This window comes from Neisseria sp. P0014.S009 (assembly GCF_051958155.1).
Lineage (GTDB): Bacteria > Pseudomonadota > Gammaproteobacteria > Burkholderiales > Neisseriaceae > Neisseria > Neisseria flavescens_C.
The window spans coordinates 31380-57413 of record NZ_JBQCVS010000011.1 but is presented as its reverse complement, the minus strand read 5'-3'; the positions used below and the strand labels follow the sequence as shown (position 1 = coordinate 57413).

General features: G+C 47.0%; 34 protein-coding genes. All 34 read left to right on the top strand.

What is annotated here, in order from left to right; translation table 11 throughout:
• Window position 1: 1 nt before the first annotated feature.
• The 34 genes from ACTHS4_RS08865 (at window position 2) to ACTHS4_RS08700 (ending at window position 25766) form a co-directional block, all read left to right on the top strand.
• A complete protein-coding gene (locus tag ACTHS4_RS08865) occupies window positions 2-655 on the top strand; it encodes a DsbA family protein (RefSeq protein WP_107697303.1) in 654 nt (217 codons plus the stop codon).
• Window positions 636-1022: a hypothetical protein gene (locus ACTHS4_RS08860; RefSeq protein WP_107697302.1), complete on the top strand. Its 387-nt coding sequence runs from the start codon at window positions 636-638 to the stop codon at window positions 1020-1022. The genes ACTHS4_RS08865 and ACTHS4_RS08860 overlap by 20 nt, the downstream gene beginning before the upstream one ends.
• On the top strand, window positions 1015-1560 hold the full coding sequence (locus ACTHS4_RS08855) for an OmpA family protein (RefSeq protein WP_107697301.1): 546 nt from the start codon (window positions 1015-1017) through the stop codon (window positions 1558-1560). Before ACTHS4_RS08860 ends, ACTHS4_RS08855 begins: the two co-directional genes overlap by 8 nt.
• 15 nt (window positions 1561-1575) lie before the next feature.
• Window positions 1576-1878 carry a type IV conjugative transfer system protein TraL gene (locus ACTHS4_RS08850; protein ID WP_107697300.1) on the top strand — a complete coding sequence of 101 codons (303 nt, stop codon included), beginning with the start codon at window positions 1576-1578 and terminating at the stop codon, window positions 1876-1878.
• A gap of 5 nt (window positions 1879-1883) precedes the next feature.
• A complete protein-coding gene (locus tag ACTHS4_RS08845) occupies window positions 1884-2735 on the top strand; it encodes a TraE/TraK family type IV conjugative transfer system protein (RefSeq protein ID WP_440365758.1) in 852 nt (283 codons plus the stop codon).
• A complete protein-coding gene (locus ACTHS4_RS08840; protein WP_440365757.1) occupies window positions 2732-3697 on the top strand; it encodes a hypothetical protein in 966 nt (321 codons plus the stop codon). Before ACTHS4_RS08845 ends, ACTHS4_RS08840 begins: the two co-directional genes overlap by 4 nt.
• Entirely contained in the window at window positions 3694-4941 is a 1248-nt protein-coding gene (locus ACTHS4_RS08835) for a TraB/VirB10 family protein (protein WP_107697297.1), read from the top strand. The genes ACTHS4_RS08840 and ACTHS4_RS08835 overlap by 4 nt, the downstream gene beginning before the upstream one ends.
• Window positions 4938-5558 (top strand): TraV family lipoprotein, encoded by a 621-nt coding sequence (locus ACTHS4_RS08830; protein WP_107697296.1) that lies wholly within the window; start codon window positions 4938-4940, stop codon window positions 5556-5558. Before ACTHS4_RS08835 ends, ACTHS4_RS08830 begins: the two co-directional genes overlap by 4 nt.
• Window positions 5559-5595: 37 nt before the next feature.
• Window positions 5596-5922 carry a TrbC/VirB2 family protein gene (locus tag ACTHS4_RS08825; protein ID WP_107697295.1) on the top strand — a complete coding sequence of 109 codons (327 nt, stop codon included), beginning with the start codon at window positions 5596-5598 and terminating at the stop codon, window positions 5920-5922.
• A 27-nt stretch (window positions 5923-5949) separates the two neighbouring features.
• Complete coding sequence (locus ACTHS4_RS08820; RefSeq protein ID WP_107697294.1) at window positions 5950-7983, top strand: DNA topoisomerase 3; 2034 nt, start codon at window positions 5950-5952, stop codon at window positions 7981-7983.
• A gap of 78 nt (window positions 7984-8061) precedes the next feature.
• The gene (locus tag ACTHS4_RS08815; protein ID WP_107697293.1) at window positions 8062-8454 is read left to right on the top strand and encodes a hypothetical protein; all 393 of its coding nucleotides are present in this window, start codon (window positions 8062-8064) and stop codon (window positions 8452-8454) included.
• Window positions 8438-9046, top strand: a complete 609-nt coding sequence (locus tag ACTHS4_RS08810; RefSeq protein ID WP_234395606.1) for a YcbK family protein — start codon at window positions 8438-8440, stop codon at window positions 9044-9046. Before ACTHS4_RS08815 ends, ACTHS4_RS08810 begins: the two co-directional genes overlap by 17 nt.
• 6 nt (window positions 9047-9052) lie before the next feature.
• The gene (locus tag ACTHS4_RS08805) at window positions 9053-10009 is read left to right on the top strand and encodes a hypothetical protein (protein WP_440365756.1); all 957 of its coding nucleotides are present in this window, start codon (window positions 9053-9055) and stop codon (window positions 10007-10009) included.
• 220 nt (window positions 10010-10229) lie between these two features.
• Window positions 10230-10730 (top strand): DUF3577 domain-containing protein, encoded by a 501-nt coding sequence (locus ACTHS4_RS08800; RefSeq protein ID WP_107697290.1) that lies wholly within the window; start codon window positions 10230-10232, stop codon window positions 10728-10730.
• Window positions 10731-10862: 132 nt separating this feature from the next.
• Window positions 10863-11141, top strand: coding sequence for a hypothetical protein (locus ACTHS4_RS08795; RefSeq protein WP_107697289.1), 279 nt, complete (start codon window positions 10863-10865; stop codon window positions 11139-11141).
• A complete protein-coding gene (locus ACTHS4_RS08790) occupies window positions 11138-11269 on the top strand; it encodes a hypothetical protein (protein ID WP_283120754.1) in 132 nt (43 codons plus the stop codon). The genes ACTHS4_RS08795 and ACTHS4_RS08790 overlap by 4 nt, the downstream gene beginning before the upstream one ends.
• Window positions 11270-12322: 1053 nt before the next feature.
• Window positions 12323-12670: a hypothetical protein gene (locus tag ACTHS4_RS08785; RefSeq protein WP_107810878.1), complete on the top strand. Its 348-nt coding sequence runs from the start codon at window positions 12323-12325 to the stop codon at window positions 12668-12670.
• An 80-nt stretch (window positions 12671-12750) separates the two neighbouring features.
• Window positions 12751-13257, top strand: coding sequence for a DUF3275 family protein (locus tag ACTHS4_RS08780; protein WP_107697287.1), 507 nt, complete (start codon window positions 12751-12753; stop codon window positions 13255-13257).
• A 9-nt stretch (window positions 13258-13266) separates the two neighbouring features.
• A complete protein-coding gene (locus ACTHS4_RS08775; protein WP_440365755.1) occupies window positions 13267-13860 on the top strand; it encodes a hypothetical protein in 594 nt (197 codons plus the stop codon).
• 244 nt (window positions 13861-14104) lie between these two features.
• Window positions 14105-14446 (top strand): hypothetical protein, encoded by a 342-nt coding sequence (locus tag ACTHS4_RS08770; RefSeq protein ID WP_440365754.1) that lies wholly within the window; start codon window positions 14105-14107, stop codon window positions 14444-14446.
• A gap of 156 nt (window positions 14447-14602) precedes the next feature.
• Complete coding sequence (locus ACTHS4_RS08765; protein ID WP_234394535.1) at window positions 14603-15238, top strand: hypothetical protein; 636 nt, start codon at window positions 14603-14605, stop codon at window positions 15236-15238.
• Between the two features lie 15 nt (window positions 15239-15253).
• Window positions 15254-15574, top strand: coding sequence for a hypothetical protein (locus tag ACTHS4_RS08760; RefSeq protein WP_107697284.1), 321 nt, complete (start codon window positions 15254-15256; stop codon window positions 15572-15574).
• A gap of 541 nt (window positions 15575-16115) precedes the next feature.
• Complete coding sequence (locus tag ACTHS4_RS08755; RefSeq protein ID WP_107697282.1) at window positions 16116-16442, top strand: hypothetical protein; 327 nt, start codon at window positions 16116-16118, stop codon at window positions 16440-16442.
• 29 nt (window positions 16443-16471) lie between these two features.
• A complete protein-coding gene (locus ACTHS4_RS08750) occupies window positions 16472-16807 on the top strand; it encodes a hypothetical protein (RefSeq protein WP_440365752.1) in 336 nt (111 codons plus the stop codon).
• Between the two features lie 76 nt (window positions 16808-16883).
• On the top strand, window positions 16884-19364 hold the full coding sequence (locus tag ACTHS4_RS08745; protein WP_440365761.1) for a DEAD/DEAH box helicase family protein: 2481 nt from the start codon (window positions 16884-16886) through the stop codon (window positions 19362-19364).
• Window positions 19365-19471: 107 nt separating this feature from the next.
• Complete coding sequence (locus tag ACTHS4_RS08740; protein ID WP_107697279.1) at window positions 19472-19678, top strand: hypothetical protein; 207 nt, start codon at window positions 19472-19474, stop codon at window positions 19676-19678.
• Window positions 19679-19922: 244 nt separating this feature from the next.
• Complete coding sequence (locus ACTHS4_RS08735) at window positions 19923-20186, top strand: hypothetical protein (protein WP_440365751.1); 264 nt, start codon at window positions 19923-19925, stop codon at window positions 20184-20186.
• Window positions 20187-20604: 418 nt separating this feature from the next.
• Entirely contained in the window at window positions 20605-20763 is a 159-nt protein-coding gene (locus ACTHS4_RS08730; protein ID WP_440365749.1) for a hypothetical protein, read from the top strand.
• 70 nt (window positions 20764-20833) lie between these two features.
• Window positions 20834-21952, top strand: a complete 1119-nt coding sequence (locus ACTHS4_RS08725; RefSeq protein WP_440365747.1) for a DUF6094 domain-containing protein — start codon at window positions 20834-20836, stop codon at window positions 21950-21952.
• An 80-nt stretch (window positions 21953-22032) separates the two neighbouring features.
• On the top strand, window positions 22033-22371 hold the full coding sequence (locus ACTHS4_RS08720) for a hypothetical protein (RefSeq protein ID WP_107697275.1): 339 nt from the start codon (window positions 22033-22035) through the stop codon (window positions 22369-22371).
• A gap of 293 nt (window positions 22372-22664) precedes the next feature.
• Entirely contained in the window at window positions 22665-23435 is a 771-nt protein-coding gene (locus ACTHS4_RS08715; protein ID WP_440365746.1) for a hypothetical protein, read from the top strand.
• 110 nt (window positions 23436-23545) lie between these two features.
• Window positions 23546-24133 carry a hypothetical protein gene (locus tag ACTHS4_RS08710; RefSeq protein ID WP_440365744.1) on the top strand — a complete coding sequence of 196 codons (588 nt, stop codon included), beginning with the start codon at window positions 23546-23548 and terminating at the stop codon, window positions 24131-24133.
• Window positions 24134-24334: 201 nt separating this feature from the next.
• Window positions 24335-24952, top strand: coding sequence for a hypothetical protein (locus ACTHS4_RS08705; protein ID WP_440365742.1), 618 nt, complete (start codon window positions 24335-24337; stop codon window positions 24950-24952).
• 226 nt (window positions 24953-25178) lie between these two features.
• On the top strand, window positions 25179-25766 hold the full coding sequence (locus tag ACTHS4_RS08700; RefSeq protein ID WP_440365740.1) for a hypothetical protein: 588 nt from the start codon (window positions 25179-25181) through the stop codon (window positions 25764-25766).
• The last annotated feature ends 268 nt before the right edge of the window (window positions 25767-26034 follow it).

The following is a 26034-nucleotide window of genomic DNA, read 5'->3' as shown; positions in this document are numbered from 1 at the left end:
AATGCAAAAAAAACTGGCATCGGTATTATTGGCTCTTTCATTGATTCCACTAACTGCTTTTGCAGAACCGGAATTATCCGCACAGTCGTCAAAGACGACGGCTGATTTGGCCGGAGTCATTAAACCCTATCAAACAGTGGGAAATTATAAAGATGAAGCACAAAGAATTTATATGTTTGTTTCATTTGACTGCCCATATTGCGCTAGTTCGTGGGCAGGGTTTCAGCAGTGGGGTAGAACGCTGCCGAATCCCTACCGCTTGGTTTTTGTCCCGCTTTTCGGGAGTAAGAGCCAAAGTGCAGCAGCTACTGCATTTTATATCGTCCGTGATTTAGCTCCTGAAAGAACGGCCGAATATATGAGACTTGCTTATGGTGAAACAACCAACAGGAAGGTGACTCCTGAAACCTATGTCGGCATTTTAAAACGGATGGGATTCAATCAGGCGCAAATCAATGCGTCACTGAACAGCAAAAACACCCAAAACCGGATTGCCAGAGCAATGGATTTGGCGCGTCGCTACCATGTAACTGTAACCCCAACCTTCGGGGTGGCAGGGAAATACAATACTCATGCAGGCTTTACTAATGGCGACTATAACCTTCTGACCCAGCTGTTAAACGGATTGGTATCTGATGCAATGGAAAAAAATTAAACCTTATCGGAAGCTGATTTTCTGGAGTGCAATTCTGATATGGGGAGGATATACGTTGACGGCTACGCCTCCGCTGCGTTGCACAATGCCTGCACAGGCAGCCATTCTTTCGATGGGGCATATTTCGGAGATATTGAAAACCGCTTTAATAACGGTAGCAAGTTTTCTATCGACCCCCGATTGTTTTGCCCCTGCTGCCGTTTCAGTTGCAGGATGGCCGTCTGATGCCGCCCGGGCATTACAGTTGCATGCTTATAACAGTTATGTTTTTTGGATCAGACTGTTCGGGGGAATCATCACAGCAAACGCGGTTTGGATATTGCTGTTTGAAATATGGGCCAATTTGAAAGGTGGTAAAAATGCCTGATTTTAGAATCAAAACAGTTTTAATGATTTTTCCGATATTACTGGGAGCCTGCCAGTCGATGCCGCCGGAAGAAACCGAGCAGTTACAAAACCAAGGTGTGGTCGCCGCTCCGATGGAGCGAACGGAATTGGTTGTTTTACGGCAGCCTGCGGGGTATTCGGATGTCGCCCTGATGGGTATTGAAGAAGGTACCTATATCTGGCGGGGACAGGAAATCAGCCCTTTCGGCATCCGATTATCGTTTGAAGAGGGCGGATCTGGAACTAAACATCTTCATACCGTTTATTTTTCAACTGATTCATCGACTATCAGCAAACAGGAAAGACAACGTCTTCATGCCGTACTGTCGAAATTGCCGAGTGGTACGGTGGTTTTATCCGGGTATGCGGATCCCCGAGCTTCGGGTTCATATAATCTCAAGCTTTCACAAAAGCGGGTAAATGCCGTTGCAGCTTATTTGGAAGGACGGGGTATCAGTATTGAAAAAGAATGCGCATACGGGAAATACAGGCTTCCGGATGCAGGCTTATGCGACTAATTAAGGAGATCAGTCATGACTACAGAAGAAGTTTATTTTCCAGAGTATCTCGATACCATGCAGCAGGTTTTGATGTTCGAAGCAGATGATTTAATGCCGATTTTTTTAGGATTAGCTATTGCGGCGATCATCAATATCCAAGCAACCAATACCATGATGTATGTATTTGGCTTGATTGGCGGCATCCTGATGAGCATTTTATATATCCGTCTGAAACGGAATAGTTTGCCGGGGGCGTTTATCCATCTGTTCCACCTTTCCGGACTCCCTCTGAACAAAGTATTTATCAACGGCTTGCTGCAACGGGTAGAGGAGTAAATATCATGCAGTTAAAAACAGCACGCAAATCGATGGCTAACCTGGTTGGAGAAAACAGAACCCTTAAATTTGTTGCACTTGGTGCGACAACTATTGCCGTTCTGCTGACATTTAAAGTCGTAACCATGCATGAACGCTTGGTTATCCAACCGCCCCATCTCACTAAAAAGGCAATAGTCGCCTTTGACCATGCCTCTACCGAATACTTTGAGCCGATGGCTTTGTATATCGTTTCTACTATTTCATCTGTTGTGCCGGAATCTGTAGATTTTGTTTCCAACAGTATGGAGCAGTTCTTTGATCCCGAAGTCTGGGTATCTCTCAAACCCCAGTTGTTGGCTGTCAAAAGCAATCCAAAATATAACGGCATCAATGCGATGAGTTATTTCCAGCCGACTAATGACATCATCTATGAGCCTTCGACAAAGAAATTTTATGTCAGTGGCAAACTGACTTCATCGGCATACAGCAAGGGAGCGGTGCAAAATATCGGCTCGGTTCAGGCTACCTACGAATTGAAGATGTATATGAAAAACGGTTTGCCTAGAGTAAGTTATTTCAAGGCCTATACCGGCGAACCGATGACTGAAGCATGGGTACGTTCCCACAAAGATCTTGCCGAAAAACGTCAGGAAAATACGAAGCAGGTTATACCTGATGCGCGGGAAAGTGAAATTACACGTGATTCAATCAGTCAGCCGGCTCCTTCGCAACCGAACCAGCCTAACAAAGTAATCGAAGAACAGAATGCGCCTATGCCTGAACAGCCTGCAGCATCACCTGCAGGATTACAGGCTGCCCCTCAGTTGATTGATGGAGTAGAACCTCCGGCCGGCAAAGAGGATGTGTTACCGTGAAAAACAGAATGAAAAATCAATATTTAATCAGTTTGGCCATTATTGCCGCTTTAGCAGGCTGCGCATCATCTCAACAAGCCAGTGAGCCGTCTCCTGTAGAGAAGGAGGTTTACAGACCTGTTGAGGAAGTCTGGCCGGAAGTAGTAGCCAAACAGCCCAAGAAACGTACAACTCAAAACGCTAAGTCAAGTTCCGAACCGGCTGTAAAGCTGCCTAGAAAAAGCAACTTTGCACAGCGTCGTGTTGTACAGGTCAAAGCTCCCGTCAGCGGAGGCTATCAGGACAATATTCAGGAGGGTTTGGTAAGTGGTGTTCACAATATTACCTCGCTTTACGGTGAGAATCATACCGTCCCAGTTGCATTGAATTATCCATCACTGGTTTTAACACCATTTGCCAACCCTGTGATGGTAGGTGAAAAAACGGTGTACGAATCCAAGCAATTTGGCCCGAATTTCATGATAAAACCCATGTCCAGCCGTCGGTTTATGGTCATGATTTATGATGAAAGCAATCCTACTTTGCCTATTTCGCTGACCTTGGTTCCTCAAGCCAAATTGAGTTCACAGACGATCAGCGTGGCGACAGGCGGTTTGTCTCCGGCGGAGAAAAGCGGGGGAAAAATCGCGAAACAGGGTGGCTTGGCACAAAACCTGTCTGAGGTATTACAGGAAATCGTGAAAGGCAAATTGCCGAGTGGATATACCGTTCGGCCGCTGCGTGAAACCATCCGTATGGCCAACGGTATGAGCTCAACCCCTATACAGCGTTACAGCAGTAGCCAATTTGATGTCTATCGCTACCGGTTGAAAAATACGACACAGACACCGCAAGTATTGGCAGAAGAAATGTTCGGTGCCAATAAGAGAGTAATGGCCGTCGCTTTTTATCCTAAAGTCAGTGTTTATCCTGGCGAGACAACCGATGTGCTGATCATGGTTTCTAAGCAGGGAGCGAAATGATGGGGCTGAAAAACAAATGGTCATCAATGACCGGTAAGCAAAAACAGATAGCCGTACTGGGTGGGGTAGGCGGTGTGGGTTTACTCATTCTGATTACTGCCGGCATCCGTGACTACAATAACGGCATTTTGAAAAAGCCCGAAAAAGTAACAGAAACCCAAGTTCTGACACCGCTTACCCGCAATCTTAACGAAGAACGCATGGCAGCGGAGATTCAGGCATTGCGCCAACAGATGGAAGCAGATAAGCGGGAGCGGGCCGGACAACAGCCGGAGTCGCAAAAAAGCGGCTTAAGTGAAGATGATGTAAACCGTAAAATTGCCGAAGCATTACGTGCAGAGGCAGAGATGCGGGCAGCAAAAGAAGCTGTTCCGGATAAGGTCGTGAATAAAGAAGCACCTTTGGCGGAAGGGGCTTCGGGAACACCGCCGGCACAGCTTCCGGGTGATGTTACGGGTGAAGCGGTTTCGGAGACAGGAGAAGAGCGACAGAGCCTGTTCCAAAGCACTGCCCCTGAAAAGAAGACGGCAAAAGAAACATCTTCCACTAAAAGTAAGGCTGTTTCGGATGCCGAAGATGAAAGTAAAACATACCTTCCTCCCGGCTCCACATTATCTATTGCTCTGCTTACCGGTGTGAATGCGCCTACGAATACCAATTCTGATAGCAAAGATCCTCTACCTGTGTTGATGCAGGTTAAAGGAACGGCCATTTTGCCAAACGGATTCCGTTCTGATCTTTCCGATTGCTTTGTCTTGGCTTCTACATTCGGACAGTACATGGATTCCCGAGCCATGATGCGTACCAAAACCTTATCGTGTATCCGCAGTGACGGTAAAGCGGTTGAAGCGGAAATCAGCGGTACTGTATATGGAGAAGACGGCAAACCCGGTTTTCAAGGCCGTTTGGTTTCCAAAACCGGTAAGGTTATTTCACAACTGCTCAAGGTCGGAGCAATGGAAACTCTCGCCAATACCGCTACAGGTATTGCCAACGGCGTAAGCATTAATACCGGCAGTTCAAGCGGCACTTCTACCAGCACTCAAATCAACCTGGGCGGTATCAGCGGGCAGGCAGCAGGGAAAGCGGCCAGTAAAACTTTTGACCGTATTGCCGATATTTATAGCAGTTATGGAACACAGGCCATTCCTGTAGTGGAAGTTGAACCGTTGCGTACGGGAGAGGTTATTTTGACTAAGGGTGTGTTCTTACACATCGTGCATGATAAGAAAGGCCGAAAATGAAACCGTTTATTTTAAGTGCAACAGTATTGCAGATGTTACTGCTTTCCGCATGCTCTTCGACTTTCAATGTCGGTGACAGCGGCAAATTGTCCTGTCCTCAATCTGTAAAAGGCATGCCTTGTGTGACAGTTCGCGCAGCACATTATGCGGCGCAGGAATATGATCCGGACGAAGTCATCCAAATCGGTACGAATGATCGTAAAAAAGGCAAATCAGCATCGAATAAGATTGTTCCTTTTTTGCCTGAAACCATACCAAATGTTGCCGTTATCGGCGAGCCTAAGCCTTTATTGGAGCCTGCCCGTGTAATGAGGGTATGGGTCAATGCCTATGAGGACGAAAGCGGCAACTTGGTTTATCCGAGCCGTGTTTTTTCGGAAGTCACACCGAGAAAATGGGATGTGGGCTATTCAACGGAGCAGGGGCTTCAAAGCTCTCGTCGCATTACCCCTTTGGTTGTCCAGCCGGCTGAAACAGAGGTGGAAGAATCGGCAGAGGTTGCAGCGGAAGAAGCCGGGAAAAAATCGGCGGCAACAAGCCATCAAGAAAGCAAACCGCAAGAAAATCAGACTATTCCCGACTCCCTGCCCGCAGGAGTCATCCCTCCGTTGCAGTAATGTGACTTAACTTTCTTAACAAATAAGGAAATATAAAATGGCAAAAACAAAAATCGGTAATAAATTGCAGCAGAAATGGGTAAATAGCAATCAAGCTGTCGTGGCAATGATTGCTTTGACTGCCCTGGCAGCACCGGCTCATGCCTCTGGCGACCAATCCTTCTCCGACGGTGTTGACTGGATTTTAGGTCTTATGCAGGGCAGTATGGGTGGCATTATCATGCTGATAGCAATTATTTCTGCTGTTTTAGGTATGCTTTTGGGCGGTTGGAAAGGCCTTTTGACTGTCGTGGGGATTCTTTTTGGTCTTATTATCCTTCCCCCCGCAATTATGCCGTTCTTTTCAGCAACCATTCCGCTTTAATACGGAAACGGTAGGCAGGAGGGCGTGATGAAACTCTATCTCTGTGAGAAACCCAGTCAGGCAAAGGACATCGGTAAAGTGCTAGGCGTTTTGGACGGCCGCTTCGACGGCTATTTCCAAAAAGGCGATACCACCGTCACTTGGGCATTCGGACATATTCTGACACAGGCCATGCCTGCTGCTTACGGTGAAGAGTTTGCCGACTTCGGCAACATTTCCGCTCTGCCTGTCTTACCTGATAACTGGAAAATGGAAGTCCAACCCAAAGCGGCCAAGCAGTTCAAAGTCATCAAAGGGCTGTTGGCCAGAGCCGACGAAGTCGTCATCGCCACCGATGCCGATCGTGAGGGAGAGGTGATTGCGCGGGAGATTTTGGATCTGTGCGGCTACCGCAAAAAAGTTTCCCGCTTCTGGACCAGCGGTTTGGATACTGCGTCAGTTAAAAAGGCCTTGGCTTCCATTATGTCCGGCAAACAGAAAGAAACCCTGTATCAGGCAGGTTTGGCGCGCTCCCGCGCCGACTGGTTGGTCGGGATGAATCTGAGCCGTGCCTATACCGTGGCCTATTCGGAGGGATTCGGCAAAGAACATACGCTGTCCATCGGCCGCATTCAAACCCCGACGCTGAATTTAGTGGTGCGCCGCGACCACATCATCGAAAACTTCCAACCTTATCCGTATTACATTTTGAGTGCCGTTTTTCAGACGGCCTCAAAAGAACGGTTTACGGCGCAATGGCAGATTCCTGAAACACTTAGAAATTCAGACGGCCTGTGTACCGACAAAGCGTTTGTTGCCAACTTGGCCAAACAATTGGCCGATGCGACAGGTTGTGTCGTTTCCGCCAAAACCGAACGCAAAAAAACACCGGCACCGTTGCCGTACAGTCTGTCTGCCTTACAAAAAGAAGCCGGCAAGAGACTGGGTATTTCAGCTTCGAAGGTACTGAAAATCGCTCAGGAATTGTACGAAAAACACAAAATTACCTCTTATCCGCGTACCCCTTGCCGTTACCTGCCCCAGTCGCAACAAAGCGAAGTGGCCGATGTGTTTGCTGCTATGGCTGCCATTGACGGCAATCTTGCCCAGGTATTGGCCAAAGCCGATCCCAAGCGTCCGTCGCGGGTATGGAACGACAGCCAGGTCAACAAACATTCGCACCATGCCATTATTCCGACTAAAGTCAGCAATTTCAATTTAGCCCAACTGGACAAAAACGAGCGCGAAATCTATCTGATGATACGCAACCGTTACATTGCCCAGTTTTATCCCGACTACGAATACGACGCGACCGTTATCTTGGTGGAAAGCTGCGGCCAGCAATTTAAAGCCACCGGTCAAACCCCTAAAGTTCAGGGCTGGAAAACATGGTTGGGCAAAACAGATGAAGACGGCGGCGATGATAACGACAACACCGTATTACCGGCCGTTTCAGACGGCCAACAACTGACTGTAACCGGCAGTAACCCGGAAACCAAGAAAACCGCGCCGCCGCCGCGCTTTACCGAGGCGACGCTATTGGACGAAATGCAAACCCTGTCCGACTTCCTTAAAACCGTGGATGACGAGCAGATTAAAAAAATCCTCCGCAGCACCGAAGGGCTGGGAACGGAAGCGACCCGCGCCAATATCATCGACCGACTGTTTGAGATGAGTTATATTGAGAAGCAGAAAGGCAAGATCGTTTCTACCGAAAAGGGCCGCAAACTGATTGCCCAAATACCGGCCATGGTGGCCGACCCCGTTACCACGGCCAAGTGGGAATTGGCGCTTGCAGGGATTGAGGCGGGCAAATTGACTATGGCCGATTTTATGGCCTATCAGGAAGATCTGATTCAGCAGCTGGTAGATCAGGCGAAAGCCGATGCGGCTAAACGGCCGCGGCCAACAAGACCGGCAGCTTCCGACCAGCCGAAAAATTCAGCAAAACACAAAGCCGGAGATACTTGCCCTGATTGCGGTGGAACGTTACAGGAAAAAGCGTTGAAGAAAGCTCCGGAGAAAAAATATTTGGGATGTTCCAAGTATCCGGAATGTAAGCATTTTGAATGGCTTCAATGAGCATCTTTTGTATATTTTATCCAGCGTAATTGGATAAATTTTGTTCAGAGTAAATTAGACAATTCAAAGGATTAATACATGAATATGAAAAAAATCTTTATTTTAGCCGTAACTGCAGGTGTATTGACTGCTTGTTCTACTAATCCTGACGGCAGTATCAACTGGGCTGATAATCCGGTTGAGCGTGCTGCTCAAAAAATCAATGCAGGTATTCAGGGAACCAATGCGGCTCTGGACACTGTGGCAGGATCCGGTTCGAAAACCGGTAAGAAGAAAACAGGCAACCCTTTGGATGAACAAGTCTATGCTGATATGAAAATTACATATCGAACCCTGTTGGATTTAGGCTATATCCGTAAAAACCCTGATTATCCTAAAAATGCTTCTGAGCCTTACGTCTTTACGTCGTTGAACTGCAGTAAAGACAAACAGTGTTTCCGTAATACAAGAATGATTGCACCTCGCCCTTAATATTTTGGAGCTTAAGATGACGAGAAGGGATTTTCTTGCCAAAGCTCTGCAATCAGCCACGGCAGTTTATACAACCGGGGTTGCAGGGCTTCTTTTCTCTGATGAAGCTTTTGCTTTGTCGGCTGATAATGGTTTTTGGCAGCGTGACCGTTTAATTTATTTCAGACGTTCTGATACTGGAGAACAAGGCGTAATACAGCATTTTTCTAAAGAAAACGGTTATCTTAAAGAGGGATATCGAAAAGCCTGCTGGCACCTGAGAGATGTTAAGGACGGCAATGCCGTCACACAGATTGATGTACAACTGCTTAATTTACTGTATGCGATACAGGAATGGGCAAGAATGGCAGGGAAAACCAATCCACTGATTACCATCAATAGTGCCTATCGGACAGCACGCAGAAATGCACATATAGAGGGTGCAGCTTTAAATTCCATGCATATTCATGGTAAAGCTGTCGATATTACCGTACGCGGTATTGAGAATTGGCAGGTTGCCGAGATGGCTAAACATTTCAATGGTGGCGGAGTAGGGCATTACAATACCTTTACCCACGTTGATACAGGCCGTCTAAGGGAATGGAGAGGATAACCGGATATGGAACTTATAACCGATTTGACACAACGGGAGTATATTCCTGCCAACATGGTTTCGGCAGTTGAGTGGTTAAGTAGCCTGAAAGTTGATTTGGACCGATACTATCGTTCTGATTGGGGAAAGGATTTTGTCGGAGATGTTCTAAATACCAATTTGACCTGTCCAATGTTCCCATTTGAATTTTTATCCCGTATTATCCCGTTTCTTTTGCTTGCTTCTAAAGAAACGACAAATTATCCGGCTTATGTCTCTCCTTTTCGGGTTATAGGTGCCAGCATTCACGGTTATCCGGAAGATATTCGTGAAGATGAAGTCAAAGAGCGTATCCATAAGTATTCATCATGTTTCAGTAGTGACAATTTAAGCTGCTACATGTACTTTAAACCGCTGGGATTTATTGCTGCTCATGAAGGGAAAAATAGGGTTGCGTTTATGCGCAAGCACCAACAGTCAAAACTCGTGGCTAATATCAGTGAATACGGTTACCCGGAACCGGAACGGATTAAATTGGTTTGTCGGCAAACCGCACATGAAGCACAATATTGGGCTGTATTGGATGGCAAACTCATACAAAAGGTTATGTTTCCTAGTTTGACAAAACGTATTATGGGAGATTACGGTGTCCAAACGGTCGGATGGCGGGATATTTTTCAGGCATACGGTTATGGTGTTATAGACAAGGAAAACAGCGAGGTATATGAAATGCCTTGGATGATCGGTGTGGGCGGGTTTTATGAATCCTCAAAATCTCTTTGGACGGGATTATCGAGTGATATGTTGTTTTTCCTGTTGTTGGAGCAGGCATTTGAAGAAACAAACAGTACCGGCACTCCCCAAACTATTGTTGAATTGGCAAAAATCTTTGAAAAGGCCAAAACAATTAGTGCTCATCATGAAAAACGATTGAAAAAGCCCCGCTGGGAGTTACTAAAAGATATATTTTTAAGAAGTTACTAATCAGAGTAAAAATTAACTGATTGTCTTGACAATGAATTTCAAATCATCCAATATAAAACTGTTTTATGTGTTTTGTACTTTACACTAAACAAAAGTACGGTATGTTGCCATTCACGCATACACCCATTTACTTGGGCATGGCTTTTTATTTAACCCTCTTGGGGATACTCATCCCCAAAGGGCATGGTGTATCCCCTTAATTTATTTATGGAGATATATCATGCAAACTAGCAAAACTGAAAAAACTTACTTCAACCTGACATGCGACGGTGTTGGCTATCTAAATCGCCCACGCTGGGTTGAAAGCAAGAAAAGTAAATATATTGCCTGCACCATTCAGGCACTTCGTGGTGACGAAGAAGACAAAACCCGCTTTGATGTTCGCGTTGTTGGCGGACAAGCACAGAAGGTTTTTGAAGATTTATTGAAAGCCTACCCTGATTTGCTGTCCAATGACTACAAAAAACGTCCAACCGTTACTATCGGTTTCCGTATCGGCGATATTTACGCAAAAACGTATGAAGCTGAGGATCGGGAAACAGGAGAAAAAATCCTGACACCGACCATTGACGGCCGTCTGATCAGAATCAAATATCTGAAAGTACGGGGCGAAATGTTTTATCGTGACGAACCTAATGCCAATCAAGAGGCAGATTCCGCTGCTGATAATACTGTTCCAGAACAGTCTAATCAGGGAAATTATGGTTCACACCGCGAATAACCGACAGTAATTGCTGTCTTTGAAGCGAAAGTCCTAGGACTTTCGCTTTGCTATTTTCCCGCCGGGATAAACACTATCCCGTAGGGACTTGTGTTTATCCCGGCTTTTTAATTCATTTTACAAAGGATAAACATGAGAAGATTATTCAAACGCGCAACAGATCGGGTTGCTGGTTTTTACAAATTGTATCGAGTTTATATCTATTCTATTCTGGATAAATATGAACTGACAGAAAAACAGATTGATTTCATCACTTCTAGGCTGGAGCTTCTGGGAGGTGCGGCAGTTGCACAATTTGCTGTATTTCCTTTAAAGGCTGAATGGCCAAGCATGTTGGCCTGCATTGCCAGTTTAGGATTCTGTGCTACAATTTGGTTGACAACTTTCATCATGAAAGGATATAAAAAATGAATGTATTTACCGTAGTTTTTACTGCTCTCGTCGGCGTTGTGACTGTGTCAATGGTTGCCTTTATCTTCATTGAGGGTAAACGAGCGATGAAAGAAAAGGAAGAACGTGAAAAGCATTCTGTGAAATAAGTAACCCGAAATTTAAAAACCTGCGCTTCAGCGTAGGTTTTCCATAGAAATTTTATGAGAGATTTCTCCGGAAAGCCTACTGTCTCTTGATAAAAGATAATTCTATCGGTTACAATTCAAGATAAGCGGTAATTATGTACGAACACCCTAATTCGTACCGCCTTTATAGGCGAGGGTTGTGTAACACTTCTAAAATAAAAAATAAAATTTTTATATCTTTCTGGCAGTTGTCCAAATGAAATTTAAATTAAATAAGTTCCATTCGGACAACTGCTAATCTGCACCCATCTATGAATTCTCTGCACAAAATAATATACAGGTACGACCGGCCTTTAATCGGACGCGCTTTTTATCTTGTTTTTTTGTCGATACCGGCCTCTCACGAGACGGTATCCGCAAGTAAGCAAATCGTTCCTTAACAAATTGGATTCTATTTATTGCTGCAGCCGTTTTATTACGGCTGCCCGACCTTATTTAGGTCTTTTTTTATTTTGCATAGCAAAGGAAAGGTAAGCCTGTATCAGCAGGCTTATCAGAGCCATCTGATACAGTAGGTTCCGATAAGCAAGTTTCCCACAGCCTGACTAGCTATATCAGTCTTGATGTCGCCGTTAAACAGCATCTGCCATATTCGTATGGCCACGGTTTTTTTTCTAACTATTTTTCCAACGGAGATGTCAATCCTGAGGAAAACAGTAATCTCGTTTCTCCCACGGAAACCGGTTTACTGCATCTATAAACGGAGTACATGACAGCTTTGCTTTTGCGCAACACTGGATGCTGTTCCGTATACCGCATCCCTTGCCCCTGTTGCAGAGCAGGGTGGTATTCCGTTAAGCGCCGTGTGTTCAAAGATGCGGCTATTGCCCGCTGCGAGCGGGTTTACCAAAGGTCGGAGCTTTTGGTAAACCTATTTCACAGCTGAAAGACTGCCTTCTTTCTCTGCATTGCCGTTAAACAGTGCAAACCTGGTTCATCAGGTACGGCCTTTTCTTTCAACCCATCGGGGCACCTTCCCCGGCGGGTTTGGTGTCCCTTTTTTTGGAGTGCACCATGTTTCATTTCTTTTCCCGCCGAAATACCGGCGATCTCCCCATCAAATCTGCGGAAATCCGCAAAGGTATGGTTCTGACTCATCTGCCCACCGGCACGCGCCGCACAGCGGTATATGTTGCATCAAGCAGACTGCTTTTGATAGACGACTACGGACACCTGTTCAGGCCGTCTGAAAAAGAGCTAGCACAGCAATACTGCCTGCGCGGCTACAAACTCCGCTGCGGCTTCGAAATCGAAGCCCTGTGGAAGAAAGCCAGTCAACTGCATCAGGCCGACAAACGCCTGCTGACACGTTTGGGCTTTCGGCTGAACCCTGAAACCATCCGTCGTTCTCTGGCAGCCTGATCAAACTTTCAAATTTTTCTATTCAACCCTATGGGGATATACCCCATCAGGGCGGTATATCCCTTTTTTGGAGATATACCATGTCTATTAATATCCCAGGCACCTTAACGGTGCAAATCATACAGGGTCGTCGAGGCCCTTTCAAAACGGCCAAATTGGCCACCTCTATCGGCACTTTCGATGTCAAAAATCCGGTTTTAAAACAGTTCGAGCCTGGTGAATACCAGGGAAACTTCATTATTGAACAGCTCAAAGTTAAGGCTTATGAGTGGGGTGGTGGTGCCACCTCTTACTTAGATGCAGCTCTTGACTGGCAACATCTTGCAGATTTTGCCCAAGAATGCGGCTTTTCAGATGAACAATCTAATCATGCTTCTACTTTTGATCCTGTTTCTGAAAACGGCATTGAATTGCCAGAATTTGCCGAATCTGTCGAACAGGTCGAGCAGATGATTGAAGACAGATGGTCACATATCAGGTTCGGTGAGTACATTCTTGCTGATCGTGAGGATTTAAGAAATGTCGTCTCGATTGTACGTGAGGCTGGCTATTCCTATGATCCTCGTGAAAAAACTTGGTATATCTAGGAGGTCAGAATGCTTTATCTCACTTCCAGAAACAACCTTATGGCTGATGCCTTCTTCATTTGGGACCGACAGTTGATGTTCGCTTCACTACACGGCCGAGATGCGGACATGTTGTCCTTTCAGGCGCAGCTGCAATCTTCGCAGGGTTACGGATACGACAGACTGGGTTTCAGACGGCCTGACGATTCCCTGTCCTGTCCGCGTCTGACAACTGCAGAGTGTTTTATCAATCTGAGTAAACACATAACAAAGTACCCGACCCATAATTACGGTTCGGTGACGCATATGTTTTTGCATACGGAGTGTTTGATACATCCCGATCGTGATGTGAAAACCGGTTGGGTAATGCTGGATGATGTTACAGCTGATTTAGACAAAGCAGCTTGGAAGTTGGTACAGCAGCTTTCCGACATCCCGTTGTTGGATCATTGGCAGTACCCGGTGTTATCTGAGCTTTCCTCAGATAATTCTGTAATACGCTTCCCATCTGAAATTGGCGAAGAGTATGCCGCTGTCGGTGTACAGGCTGTTAAAGTGACCGTTCCTGAAGATTTTGATGTGCGATTGACCGCAATGCTTCAAAGTGGTCAACTACAACCATGATCTAAAGCCCCTAGCGGGCTTTTTCAGACGATTTGAAATTCAGGTCGTCTGAAAAAGTCAGTTGGACTGAGTTATTTCAACAGCTGACGGACTGTTTCTTCCGTCTTGGATACTGCTGCTGAAATTATCCAATCGCACTGCGATTGTAGCTCTTTTTTAACCCACTATTTTATTTTTTAACCCTGACGGGAACGCTTTTCCTGTTGGGGAAACCGTTTCCTGTCACTTCCTGAAAGGAAACAAAATGTCTCAACTGATCGAAATCATTGAAAATGCTTCGAAACACTTTAGTAATATTGAAATATTTAACCCAAAGGGCAAAGATCTGATCTTTAAAGGAACTGAGTTGGTGAAGCTCACCAGTTCATCTGAAAATCCTATCCAAGGTTTGCCGGAAGGCGAATACATTACCATCTATATGACTGACAAAAATAAGTTTATAGTTTTTGACAGTCGGAAAAATGAGATGGAAGGACCTTTGGTCATTAATGATAGACATAGTCTAGCATTTGGTTTTTACGGATACGATCGTGTCGCTAAGGCACTTTATCGCCTGCTTACGATTGATGCTTACAACTATGTCTAGATGATTGTTCTGGCATCGGCCTTTTAAGCAACCCATAATCCCACCACAGTATGAACTGCCGGTGGGATTTTTATATCCGTCCGAGACGGACATTTTTTAACCCTGTGGGGATACGTCTCCGACAGGGGATGTTTTCCCCTGTTTTTGGAGACTGTTATGATAATTTGTTACAACGTTTACGAAAAAACCGCCTATTTGCGTACATGCGATTTTCGTGCAGAATTTCTTTTTGAGGACGAGAAAACTCGTCGAGAAACTCGTGTTCTTTTACCCGAAGCCCGTTTTGGACGCTATGCGTATCTTTCAGGTAAATGGTTGTTAGAGGATGCCAGTGTGTCAACCAAATTGACCATGGAACTCAGACTGCCAATTGCCTGGAAGGACCTCGGTTATTACGAATTTAGGCAAGCTGTAAGTCAAATGGCAACTGACTGGCTGGAACAACGTATTTGTGAATTGGAAAATGATTTTACAGAAGTCATTTACGATCCTGATACGGTGTTTCAACAGCAAGATGTACGAGACATCCTGCTTGGAACGTACAATTACGGCGGTGCTCAGATAATGCGAAATGTGGTTCTCTCGTTCTATAGGGGCGAACCCGTCGAGCTGGGTACGGTGACACAACTGGATCGGAAGCATTATGCGATTTTCCAAGCCATACTTGCCCATTACCGCAAACACCGTGAAAGTGAACAACTTCGCGAGATAGTAGGCGAAATGAACCGTATGAAGGCTAAAAAGGTGCGAGCCCAAAATGCCGAAGAGACTGAAGAAGACTTACCTTTTTGATGGAGTAACGTGGTTATGAATATTTCCAAACCCGAAAATGAAGATCTGCGGATTGCCGGCGAATTCATCGGTATGATGAATCTGGTCGCACAAGGATACAATCCTTTAAAAAAAGATGAGTCCGATGAATTCATAATGTTGGAAGATGAGGACAAAGATAAAGTTTTGGATGCTTTGTGCGAAAAATTCAACAACTGTGATTTGGATTGGCTATTTTGCGTTTTGGGTGTTCTACTTTCACCTAATGCGGGCGTTATTGATCAAGAGTCAGATATCTTGGTCATCCATCCCCGGCAGATACCGGCGGATGGTAATGCTGAAAAATCCGAAGGCTGATTCTTTTTTTAACCCGAGCGTTTACATTCATGTGTAAACGGATCCATTTACCCCCAATAGGGATACCGATATCCCTATTGGGGGTAAGGTATCTCTAAGATGTTTTAGGAGATACACAATGCAATATATCAAGGAAATGACTGTCGAAATTCGGATTACGAAGGAGGGCAGTGTTTATGGCTGTGATGTGGTCAATACCAGCGGCGAATTAATATTCGGATCAGACCCGGAATTTGATACCGTTAAGGAGGCACTGACATTTTCCCTATCTCAACCGGAGGTTGGGTTATGTGGTGAGTCCAGTTAAGCCAGATATGATGTAACCCTTATTCTACCTGCCTTCGGGCAGGTATTTTCAGACGACTTTAGTAAGGTCGTCTGAAAATACCTGTTTACAGGCCGGCAGTCCTTATCTGCCACCCGCGTACTGCCGTTATCCATTGCGCACGTCCTTCCGGGCGGACGGCTATTTTTATCAACCCTGTGGGGATACGTCATTCCCTAGGGCATGGCATATTCCCTATTACTTGGAGCTTATGCCATGCACGCATTACCCTTAATTCGCCAATTCAGCGAAACCCGAATCAAACCGAAACTCAACGAAGGTAAAACCTTGGACATCGGGTTGATGTATAAGAAAGCCAATAATGCTGCCGAACGTGGCTATTATTTGCATGTACGAGAACTTATCAGAGAGGGACTATTCGTCAGATATATTCTTTTCAAATCCCCATACCTGGAACTGCAACTGAACACCGTTTCCCGAAAATCAGCTAAAGCGGAAGAACAGGCATTTAGTATTCTGAAAAGTTTGGTGGATTCTGACCGTCTGAAATCCGCACTGGAAAACGCCGGCTTTACCTGTTGATTCCTATTTTCGAACACTAGGAGAGCAATATGCACACAATGAGCAGAATGGTGGCTGTTTCTTCGGTAACAGTTTATGTATATTCGTCGGAAACACCGTTGAAACAGGCGGATATAAACCTGCTTGCCCCTAGCGGTCGGATCCGCATCACTGCCGAAGTGGAAACCGACGCAAACGCAGATATTATCTGCGAGAGTTTACGCATTACCGACCTCGCCAGTTCGGAACTGGTGAAGGAGGATGGTGAAATTATGCCACTGCCCAGCCTTGACAACCGTTTCTATAACGAGGCCGTTTATGCGGCAGCAAGCTCAGTTTATGGTATCGGTTTAGGCTTGGTGCAGCTTCCCATCCAATACGAATAGTTTTACCTTTTTTAAACCCTGACGGGGCAATTCTCCGTCGGCGGGGTTTTGCTCCGTTTTTTTATAGGAGCATATGATGACATACCCCGCATCAAACGCTGAAGGACTCTTTCCCGATTTCGCAGAACTCGACCAGACTGTGAAACTGATGGAGGAGCATCAAAAGCAAATCATTGAAGACTTCAACCGAATTTTCCGCAGAGTGTGCGAAGAGGCCGAGAAGTCGCATGTATCTGAAACAACCGAGGAAGCCGCAGAAACGGTGCAGTCGGATACCGACATGCCGCTTACGCAGTTTTTGGCCGAATTCGGCGAAAGCCTTTTTCAAGCAGTAACGGAGCAGAACCGGCCCGTCTATCACGGACAAACCTATCCGGAGCTGGAGGAAGTGTTGGATGGTCTTGCTCGACCACTGTTCACGGCACAACGGGAAGTCGTCCGTGCCGTATTGCAGCAGTTGGTCGAGGAAGACAAACCCGCCGCCATTATCAATGCTGAAATGGGCACCGGTAAAACCATGATGTCCATCGCTGCAGCTGCGGCGGCCCATCGTGCAAGACTGCACCGCACCCTGGTACTCAGCCCGCCACATTTGGTATACAAATGGCGGCGCGAAATCCTCAATACTGTCCCTGATGCCCGTGTGTGGATCCTCAACGGAGCCGATACATTGGCCAAGCTGCTGCAAATCCGCGCCCTTGAACGAAAACCCGAGGTACCGGAGTTTTTTGTGATGGGCCGTGTGCGGATGCGCATGGGCTACCATTGGCGGCCTGCCTTTGCAGTACGCCGCCGGTGGATTCCGTCAGAAGGTGCATCTGAAGGCTATCCGGTAACGGAATACTACTGCCCGAAATGCGGCGGCGAAATCCGGGATGGGGAGAATAAACCGTATCTCAACGAAGGCCGTCTGAAAGACGAGCTGTCCAAAAACCGTCTTTTTTGCAAAAACATGCTCAACGACAAACCCTGCGGTGAACCGCTGTGGACGTTATGTCGGAAGGAGCAGACTGAAGAGGGCGTTGCTCCAACGGTGTACGAGCGCGTACTCAAAACCATGACCACCTTGCCCGGCATCGGCCCCAAAACCGCTGCCAAAATCATCCGGATGTACGGCGAGCAGTATCTGGCCGGACTCTTGGAAAACAACATTCAGGCGTTTTCCAATTTGATGGATGAGAATGGTGATTTTTTGTTCGACGACCGTCAGGCGGCGCGCATTGACCGGGACCTGGGCAAAGCGGAGTTCAGCCTCGGGCGCGGTGGATACCAACCCACCGAATTCATCAAACGCTATCTACCCAAAGATTTTTTCGGGTTGTTGGTGGTGGATGAAGGTCACGAGTACAAGAACTACGGTACGGCTCAGGGTCAGGCGATGGGAGTTTTGGCGCGTTGCTGCAAAAAAATCCTGTGTCTGACCGGTACATTAATGGGCGGCTATGCGGAGGACCTGTTCTTCCTGTTATGGCGGCTCTGGCCGCAGATGATGATTGAGGACGGGTTCGGTTACAACAAGGGTAATACCTTGGGTTCTGCAAGTATGGCGTTTATGCGTAAGCATGGCGTACTGAAAGAAGTCGTCCGGCACCTTGGCAGCGAATACAGCAACGGATCGTTTACCAGCTCCAAGGCGGAACGCAGCAGTGTGCGAACCTCCAAGGCACCGGGATTCTCCCCGTTGGGCATTATGCGCTATGTCCTGCCGATTACCGTGTTTTTGAAGTTGCGCGATTTGGGCGAAGGCGTTTTGCCCGGCTATACGGAAGTTTTCCGGCCGGTACTGATGACTCCAGACCAGGAGTCAGCCTACAAAATCATGGAAACCACGTTGCAAACGCATTTGAAAGCGGCACTCAGAAGCAGAGACAATACCCTCACAGGTGTGGTCATGAGTGCTTTACTGGCTTGGCCGGATTGCTGTTACAAAGCACAGGAGGTTTATTGGAAGAAAGAGGGTAAGGTACTCCATCGCACCGAACCGATGTTTGGAGAGGAGGAGATTTCTCCCAAGGAAGCCGATGTGCTGGAAGTAGTTAAAGAAGCCCTAGCCAAAGGCCGTAAATGCCTGGTTTACACTGTCTATACCGATACCCGGGATACGACAGGCCGTCTGAAAGAGATTTTCAAGCGGCACGGTATCAAGGCGGCGGTGATGAAGGCGACGGTCAAAGCTGATCAGCGGGAAGACTGGGTAGAGGACCGGTTGGCAGAAGGAGTGCAGGTGGTTATCTGTAATCCGGAGCTGGTCAAAACCGGCTTGGATTTGTTGGCATTTCCGACCATCTACTTCATGCAGACAGGTTATAACGTTTATACCCTGATGCAGGCTGCACGTCGTTCGTGGCGTATCGGTCAGAAGGAGGATGTAGAGGTTTATTTTGCCGGGTACAGCGATACCGCCCAGCAAATCTGCCTTGAGCTGATGGGTAGGAAAATTGCCGTGACCCAATCAACTTCCGGCGATATGCCGGATTCGGGTTTGGACATTCTCAACCAGGTCGAAGATTCGATCGAGGTCGAGCTGGCCAAACGTCTGATCGCAAAACATAATTGATGCTTTTGCATCCAACCCACGTCAAGTGGGTTTTTTCAGACGACCTCAACGCGAGGTCGTCTGAAAAAACCTGTAACTTGGAATCTCATTTACTGAAAAGGAAAACCATGAAACACTCTGCCGGTAGTTACATCTCGGATCTGAAAGTAATGCAATCCAATGCCGGATATTATGTCGGCAGGGATTACACTGAAAATTCATTTCCCGGAATGAAAATGCCTTTTTCACGCGAATCAGATTATTTCGCCACTTACGAACAGGCGCATAACTGTCTACAAATCATGAAACTGGAAATGTCCTTGGAAGGTCTCTGATATAACTATTTCAAACGCCGACAGTCGTTTTACTGTCTCGATGCTGCCGTTAAACATCATCATCCACATTCATGTGGCACGGCTATTTTTCAACCCCTCTGGCGGTGATATGTTCTCCGCTGGGGGATGTATCTCCGCCTATTTTGTAAAGGAGATACATTTATGTTGTACACAACCTCATCCGTTCCGGATGAAATCTATTTGATACAAACACATATGGTGGTAATATATGATTAGGAAGTTTTTGAAGATCATATTCCCATATGATTTGCCAGTATCAAAGAAGATCTTTGATTCTTGGGTTAAAATCCTAGATGATACGTCTAAAGCAGCTTTCTTAGCTGCCGGACCGTATTTTTGGATTGGCACCGGTAGTTTTACCCAGCGGTTTGTAAACACTTTGGTATTACTACTGGCCGCCTATGTGGCCCAAGTATTTATCTTTTACTTGGATAAATATGAATCAAAGATTGTCAAACAGGAACCCAAGGAAAGGGAAAAACCATGATCATGACCTACAGCTTACTAATTCTGATTGCCGTCATGTTGTTTGGTATCTTTAAGCTAGTGAAGTTTGGTGAATCACAGCAAGACACTAATAAACGAAATGACCGATCATGTTAATTGGTTTTCCCATCTTTTAAATGCTTTGTTGCAATTTATTACCAAAGCAATTTAAACAGAACGCTGATACGTTCCTTTTTGGATCAATCCGGCTTGTAGCCGACAATCCCGCTGTTCCGTACCTCTGTACGGCAGTGGGATTTTTGTTGGATGCTACGCGATTACGTTATTTTAATCGTATGCGTGTATTTTGAACCAAATATAGGAGGAAGACCTATTTTTTATCGGAGAAAAAAATGAGATATAGCAGAAACAAGGACTACCAGAATTTTGTACATAAACTGGTATCGGGAGGAGAGTGGATGTTCCTACCCAAAAACAGCCGTAAGCACAGTGCATTGCAGCACCGGCTGACCGGTCGAAAAATTCCGATACCCGGCTCGCCGGATCAGGATCCGCGCGGATTGCTGAATTTTAAAACCATGGTACGCCATATAGAACGCGGTAGCACCATCGACTGAACTTTACTTTAACCCCTGCGGGGACTGTCCCGCACGGGGTGGTCTCCGTTTTTTTTGAATGGAGACCAATATGGAAACCAAAAATCATCTCATGCACCCCCGTGTCGCAAACAACCACCGCGACCACGGCTATTTCCCAACCGATAACGCCACATTGGCGCGCATAGCGGCCTGCCTGGACACCTCAGCTTCCGGCGGTACGCTACGTTTTTTTGATCCCTGCTGCGGTACGGGCGAGGCTTTGGCCACTATCGCGTCCACTCTGCAGACGGAAGAAATCCGCTGCCAAACATTCGGTGTCGAACTGGACAAAGGTCGGGCACAGGATGCCGCAGGCCGTCTGAACTTTGTCGTCCAATCCGACATTGAAAACTGCACCATGCAGGCTTCGGCCGTCGGATTACTGTTCCTCAATCCGCCTTACGGTTTTACCGCCAAAGACAACCTCTCCAACCAACGCACCAAACGCCTGGAAGAAATCTTCTTTGCGCGTACCTTCGGTACTTTGCAGGCCGGGGGCGTATTGGTGATGATTGTTCCTGAAGCCGCGCTGACGGAACATCTGACCGCTGAGATTGCTACCCACTGTACGGATGTCCGTATGATTCGTGCAGCTGTGGACACCTATAACCAACTGGTTATTTTCGGCATCCGCCCGAAAAACAAAGCGTCCATAGGCAAGAAACAGGCGGATGCGCAACAGCGGTTACTGATGGACTTTGTCTCAGCTCCGGAAACGCTTCCGGCCGGCACCCCTGCATACTGTGTGCCGGAGGCATCGGCCAAAGGGTTCCGTCCAATGAGCTTCAAGCTGGAGCATGATGTACTGGACGAAGAGCTGAAACAGTCTAAAAACCGTACCTTGTGGCCTTCTTTCGGGCAGCATTTCGGCACTTCAGCCGTATCTGCAGAGAAAAGACGGCCCTTGTGTGCACTGGGTCAGTGGCATGCCGCGTTGGCACTGGCAGCAGGCCAGGTTAACGGAATCGTTACCTCGGCCGGCGGTCGCAGGTTATTGGTCAAAGGTTCGACACACAAAACCAAGGTCGAAACCAAGTCGGAGGAGTACGACAGCAAAGACCGCCTGGTCGTGACGCTGACTTCGACCGACCGGTTCTCCCCCAGTATCCGCGCGGTCGATCTGACCGTCGGTTCGCCCGATTACGGGCGTGTCCTGACGATCAAGTAAACAACCGTCAAATTTTTTTCTAACCCTGCCGGGTACGTCCCGCAGGGGGTGTATCCGGAATTTTTTGAAGGATATACCCTATGAACTCCATCAATTTAGCAGACTTGCCGGAAAATCTTCCCGTGCTTTTCCCTGTCGGCAGGGTGGTTTACACCCGCTCGCTCGACAACTGGGCGCAGGAAAACCTTCCGCGCGACCTCTACGAAAACAACCTCTACATCAAAATTTTATTAGACGCACATCAATGCGGCGTGTGGGATGACCTGCCGCCGGATGATGCCAAAACGAACCGTCTTGCCCTAAAGCCGGGCGAAGAAGGACGGATATTTTCTTCCTATACGGTTGCCGATCATAAAATCTGGGTAATTACCGAGTGGGACCGCAGCGTTACCACGTTTATGTTGCCCAGCGACTATTGATGCGGTGTTTTACCGTAACACCTGTCTTCGGGCAGGTATTTTCAGACGACTTTGGTAAATAAGGTCGTCTGAAAATACCTGTTTACAGGCCGGCAGACCTTATCTGCCCCCCGCGTATTGCCGTTACCCATTGCGCGCGTCCTTCGGGACGGACGGCTATTTTTACCAACCAGATACCCTGAAGGTATCACCCGACCCAGCCTGCAAATACGTTTGTCGGCGGGATTTTTTTAACCCTTTGGGGATGCCGATCCCATTGGGTGTGGTATTCCCTTTTTTACAGGAGCAATACCGTGAATAAACATATTGAAACCTATATCGTATGGTTCAAAAAGGAGTTTGAAGTGGCTGGCAAGGCTGCTGAAGCCCTTAACGGACAGGTCATCTGTTATCCGTCCAACGACGAAAGCCTCACCGATAAGATCGGTTGCAAATTGGCCGAGCTGGGCTATTCCGCCAATCTGATCAGTGCCATCGTACCGGTGGCCGAATACGTCAGAATGGAAAACGAAATGGGATCTGTACCCAATATGACCGAAAACCGCCATACCGCCGCCGTATCCTTCTCCGTCATGAACGACCATGACGCGTGGACGGCATTGCTGCGTCAACCCGGTTTCGCCGACATGTTGACAGATGACCAGGCTCAGGAGGTTTTCCAAAGTATTATGCGAGGCCGTGATGTCGGTTACAGCATGCTGATGGAGGCATTGTTCGACAGCGGCATGCCAGACAACGACTGCTTCGTGCTGGTCCCCGTTCCGCAGATTGGCGGTTACGACGACATCGCCTACCTGCTTAAAAATGCGGAATACGGTCCGTCCGATCATATCGAATTCTTGGAACAAGTTGTTTCGGAAAAAACGGCTGCCTGGCTGTTCGAACGCAACGAAGAGACCGTGCTTCAATGGATGGAGGAGAATGGGTTAAATTGGGGGAATTTCACCGATTTGAACACCTCCCGACCGGAATCAAAAGGCAAAGTCATCCATAAAGCCATCAAAAGCTGGGCTATCGATACCGTTAGACGGTATTTAAACAGCCATCCTCTGCAAAATTCTTAAACCATGTAACCTAAAATGCAGAACGGAATATCCGTTCCTTTTTTCAACCCCGAGGGGCTGACCGCCCTTCTGGACGGCAGTCCCGTTTTTTTTTTTTGGGAATATTTCTTATGCAAACCTACATCATTACCATGGATATGGAAAACGAACTGTCTGAAGCAGCTGCGAGTGCTTTGAACGGACGTTTTTTTACCTGTCCACAAAATTATCAGGCAATTTGGGATCGGGTATCGGATTATCTGTCCGATAAAGGCTTTCCACACGGTATTGCCCAAGATGTCTTTGAAGCGGTCGAGTATTTCGCGCAAAACTTCCATTCGGAAAATTGGCCGTCCAAAGACCTTAACTTGTTCGCGGCTGCTGTATCGGTAGAGCATTCCGTTGAGGATCAAGGCTGCGCCGATCTGCTTCACCTGTTGAGAAACAAGGACGATGTGGAAGCGTCTTTCGAAGATTATGTTGAAGACCTGACCGGTAAAGACCTGCAGTGGGTTTATGGGCGCAATCGCGATGCAGTCAACCTTTGGCTGGCTGAAAGCAGGACTGACCTCTTCGACCTACTCGAAACACAGGAGAATCTGGCTGAAGTTGTAACCGTTTTGTGGGCCAAAGCCCTATTGGGAAAGTATTTCGACAAATATGGCCGTAATATCCCAAGCAGTTCACAACTGGAAGCTGACGAAGCCGTATCAGCATAACCTAATTTTCAACCCCACGGTGATATGTTCCCCGACAGGCGCATATCCCCTTTTTCTAAAGGAAATATCGTGTCTGTTTCAAAATATTTAATGCGTCGGCCAGCTATTCTAGACTGGAATTTTATGGAAAGGCATTATCCCGATTACTATCACAGTGATGCTATCCTCAAGTCAGACGATATGAGTTACTGTCTTGGGGATATGGGAAATGTACCCTGCGATACGCTTATTACTGAGGAAAGTTATAAGGCATTTGAAGAATATGCCGAAGACCTTGCCTATCGTGTCGAAAACGGCTTTGCCGACTTTATCGGCAGCGGTCTGACGTTTGGCCAGGCAGCCGATTATTTCGACGATTGGCTGTATGCCGTCGCCGTTCTCGAAGGAGAAGGCTGTATTCAGGTCAGCGAAGCGGTGCGCCTTTGGGCTGAAAAAGTCTTCAACACACCTGCGGAGAAGCGCAGGCAGTGGTATGCAGGCAGACTGTCGTCTGATCCCAAACCGTCTGATACCGAACGTCTGTTGATTGAAGTGGCAAACTATATTGCCCTGAAATACGGTTTGGTCTTCGGCGAAAACGGCGAATCGGTTTTGGATGTTTCCGAAAACATCCTTCAGGCTCATTTGTACCGTGACGCAGAGTCCGGCTTTTCTTTTTTCCTCAAACCCGATCAGTTTGGCCTGTCTGTGTTCGGCTCGAGCAGGTATTTTCCGTTGCAGAGTATCATGATTGGCAACGAGATGCCCATTTCAGCTGCACAGACACTGATTGACATTCTGATTTCCGGAAGTGCCCCGAATACGGTGGATTCTGATTGAAATCGCAACTTCTACCTGCCTTCGGGCAGGTATTTTCAGACGGCCTTCAAGTAAGGCCTTCTAAAAATACCTGTCTTTACAGGCTGACAGACCTTATCTGTCTTGTGTCCTGCCGTTAAACATAACACACATCCTTCGGGATGTACGGCATTTTCTTTTATCAACCCCGTGGGGAACACAATCCCTACGGACTGTGTTCTCCGTTTTCTTTTTAAGGAGCAACATAATGCAAAACTTTATTGTATGGATGAATCCCGATAGGGAAGAATCGGCAGCTGCGGCAGCTAAATTAAACGGTGCTGTTTTGACTGCCCACACGGATGGTGCCATGGCCGCTATTAGACGTGAACTGAAAATATTGGGATTAGGGGCTGATTTGGCCATCTTTGCCCAAACCTGTGAAGAGTTTGCCAAACAGGCTAATGCCGACATGGTTTGTATCAGCAGTAGCAATGGTGATGCTGTTGCAGCCGTCACTTACCTTGAGGACGGATACGCCGGTGAAGGCATATCCGCCGTTGCCGACATGCGCTATCTGATGTCTGCCTATCGGCAGTATTTTAACCGTCCTGACAAAATGGTTATTTTTCAGGTGGCATTGCAGTATTTATCAGATGAAGACATCGCCTGGATTTTCCGCCGCCACAGCAATGCCATCATCGAGTGGCAGTCGAATGAAGGGCTAGGACTGTACGAGTTCGGTTTCAGTCTATCCGATGTCCTGCCTGATGGCTACCGCCATGTGCTACGCGAAGTCGTCACCGGCTGGCTGCACCGTGAAATCCTGCCCGAACTGTACGCAGAGTCGGCATAACTTCCGTGCTTCTTTTCCAACCAGGCGTAAGCCCTTAACCTGCGGGTTTCTGCCCGCAGGGGCGGAAACTCTACTGGAGATAGTTATGTCTATCAAAGTTGACAACATCCTTTAACCTTTTTGTATTCAAAGGCAAAGTTATCGTTCAGGTTTCTTTGCTTTTTTTAAAGCACCTGTCGTCTGAAATGTGCTCCGGATTCCCGGTGGCGACTCTTTTATCAACCCGGGCGCATGCCCATTAACCTGCGGGTTTCCTTATCCGCAGGGA

Bases quoted from the DNA above. Each gene is read 5' to 3' on its own strand.
- ACTHS4_RS08805 (WP_440365756.1), top strand. From the start codon at position 9,053: ATGGAACTTATAACCGATTTGACACAACGGGAGTATATTCCTGCCAAC.
- ACTHS4_RS08775 (WP_440365755.1), top strand. From the start codon at position 13,267: ATGCTTTATCTCACTTCCAGAAACAACCTTATGGCTGATGCCTTCTTC.
- ACTHS4_RS08865 (WP_107697303.1), top strand. From the start codon at position 2: ATGCAAAAAAAACTGGCATCGGTATTATTGGCTCTTTCATTGATTCCA.
- ACTHS4_RS08755 (WP_107697282.1), top strand. From the start codon at position 16,116: ATGCACGCATTACCCTTAATTCGCCAATTCAGCGAAACCCGAATCAAA.
- ACTHS4_RS08725 (WP_440365747.1), top strand. From the start codon at position 20,834: ATGGAAACCAAAAATCATCTCATGCACCCCCGTGTCGCAAACAACCAC.
- ACTHS4_RS08765 (WP_234394535.1), top strand. From the start codon at position 14,603: ATGATAATTTGTTACAACGTTTACGAAAAAACCGCCTATTTGCGTACA.
- ACTHS4_RS08745 (WP_440365761.1), top strand. From the start codon at position 16,884: ATGACATACCCCGCATCAAACGCTGAAGGACTCTTTCCCGATTTCGCA.
- ACTHS4_RS08770 (WP_440365754.1), top strand. From the start codon at position 14,105: ATGTCTCAACTGATCGAAATCATTGAAAATGCTTCGAAACACTTTAGT.
- ACTHS4_RS08830 (WP_107697296.1), top strand. From the start codon at position 4,938: ATGAAACCGTTTATTTTAAGTGCAACAGTATTGCAGATGTTACTGCTT.
- ACTHS4_RS08850 (WP_107697300.1), top strand. From the start codon at position 1,576: ATGACTACAGAAGAAGTTTATTTTCCAGAGTATCTCGATACCATGCAG.
- ACTHS4_RS08705 (WP_440365742.1), top strand. From the start codon at position 24,335: ATGGGAAATGTACCCTGCGATACGCTTATTACTGAGGAAAGTTATAAG.
- ACTHS4_RS08785 (WP_107810878.1), top strand. From the start codon at position 12,323: ATGTTTCATTTCTTTTCCCGCCGAAATACCGGCGATCTCCCCATCAAA.
- ACTHS4_RS08780 (WP_107697287.1), top strand. From the start codon at position 12,751: ATGTCTATTAATATCCCAGGCACCTTAACGGTGCAAATCATACAGGGT.
- ACTHS4_RS08720 (WP_107697275.1), top strand. From the start codon at position 22,033: ATGAACTCCATCAATTTAGCAGACTTGCCGGAAAATCTTCCCGTGCTT.
- ACTHS4_RS08835 (WP_107697297.1), top strand. From the start codon at position 3,694: ATGATGGGGCTGAAAAACAAATGGTCATCAATGACCGGTAAGCAAAAA.
- ACTHS4_RS08820 (WP_107697294.1), top strand. From the start codon at position 5,950: ATGAAACTCTATCTCTGTGAGAAACCCAGTCAGGCAAAGGACATCGGT.
- ACTHS4_RS08825 (WP_107697295.1), top strand. From the start codon at position 5,596: ATGGCAAAAACAAAAATCGGTAATAAATTGCAGCAGAAATGGGTAAAT.
- ACTHS4_RS08795 (WP_107697289.1), top strand. From the start codon at position 10,863: ATGAGAAGATTATTCAAACGCGCAACAGATCGGGTTGCTGGTTTTTAC.
- ACTHS4_RS08860 (WP_107697302.1), top strand. From the start codon at position 636: ATGCAATGGAAAAAAATTAAACCTTATCGGAAGCTGATTTTCTGGAGT.
- ACTHS4_RS08815 (WP_107697293.1), top strand. From the start codon at position 8,062: ATGAATATGAAAAAAATCTTTATTTTAGCCGTAACTGCAGGTGTATTG.
- ACTHS4_RS08700 (WP_440365740.1), top strand. From the start codon at position 25,179: ATGCAAAACTTTATTGTATGGATGAATCCCGATAGGGAAGAATCGGCA.
- ACTHS4_RS08855 (WP_107697301.1), top strand. From the start codon at position 1,015: ATGCCTGATTTTAGAATCAAAACAGTTTTAATGATTTTTCCGATATTA.
- ACTHS4_RS08710 (WP_440365744.1), top strand. From the start codon at position 23,546: ATGCAAACCTACATCATTACCATGGATATGGAAAACGAACTGTCTGAA.
- ACTHS4_RS08750 (WP_440365752.1), top strand. From the start codon at position 16,472: ATGCACACAATGAGCAGAATGGTGGCTGTTTCTTCGGTAACAGTTTAT.
- ACTHS4_RS08740 (WP_107697279.1), top strand. From the start codon at position 19,472: ATGAAACACTCTGCCGGTAGTTACATCTCGGATCTGAAAGTAATGCAA.
- ACTHS4_RS08760 (WP_107697284.1), top strand. From the start codon at position 15,254: ATGAATATTTCCAAACCCGAAAATGAAGATCTGCGGATTGCCGGCGAA.
- ACTHS4_RS08845 (WP_440365758.1), top strand. From the start codon at position 1,884: ATGCAGTTAAAAACAGCACGCAAATCGATGGCTAACCTGGTTGGAGAA.
- ACTHS4_RS08800 (WP_107697290.1), top strand. From the start codon at position 10,230: ATGCAAACTAGCAAAACTGAAAAAACTTACTTCAACCTGACATGCGAC.
- ACTHS4_RS08790 (WP_283120754.1), top strand. From the start codon at position 11,138: ATGAATGTATTTACCGTAGTTTTTACTGCTCTCGTCGGCGTTGTGACT.
- ACTHS4_RS08730 (WP_440365749.1), top strand. From the start codon at position 20,605: ATGTTCCTACCCAAAAACAGCCGTAAGCACAGTGCATTGCAGCACCGG.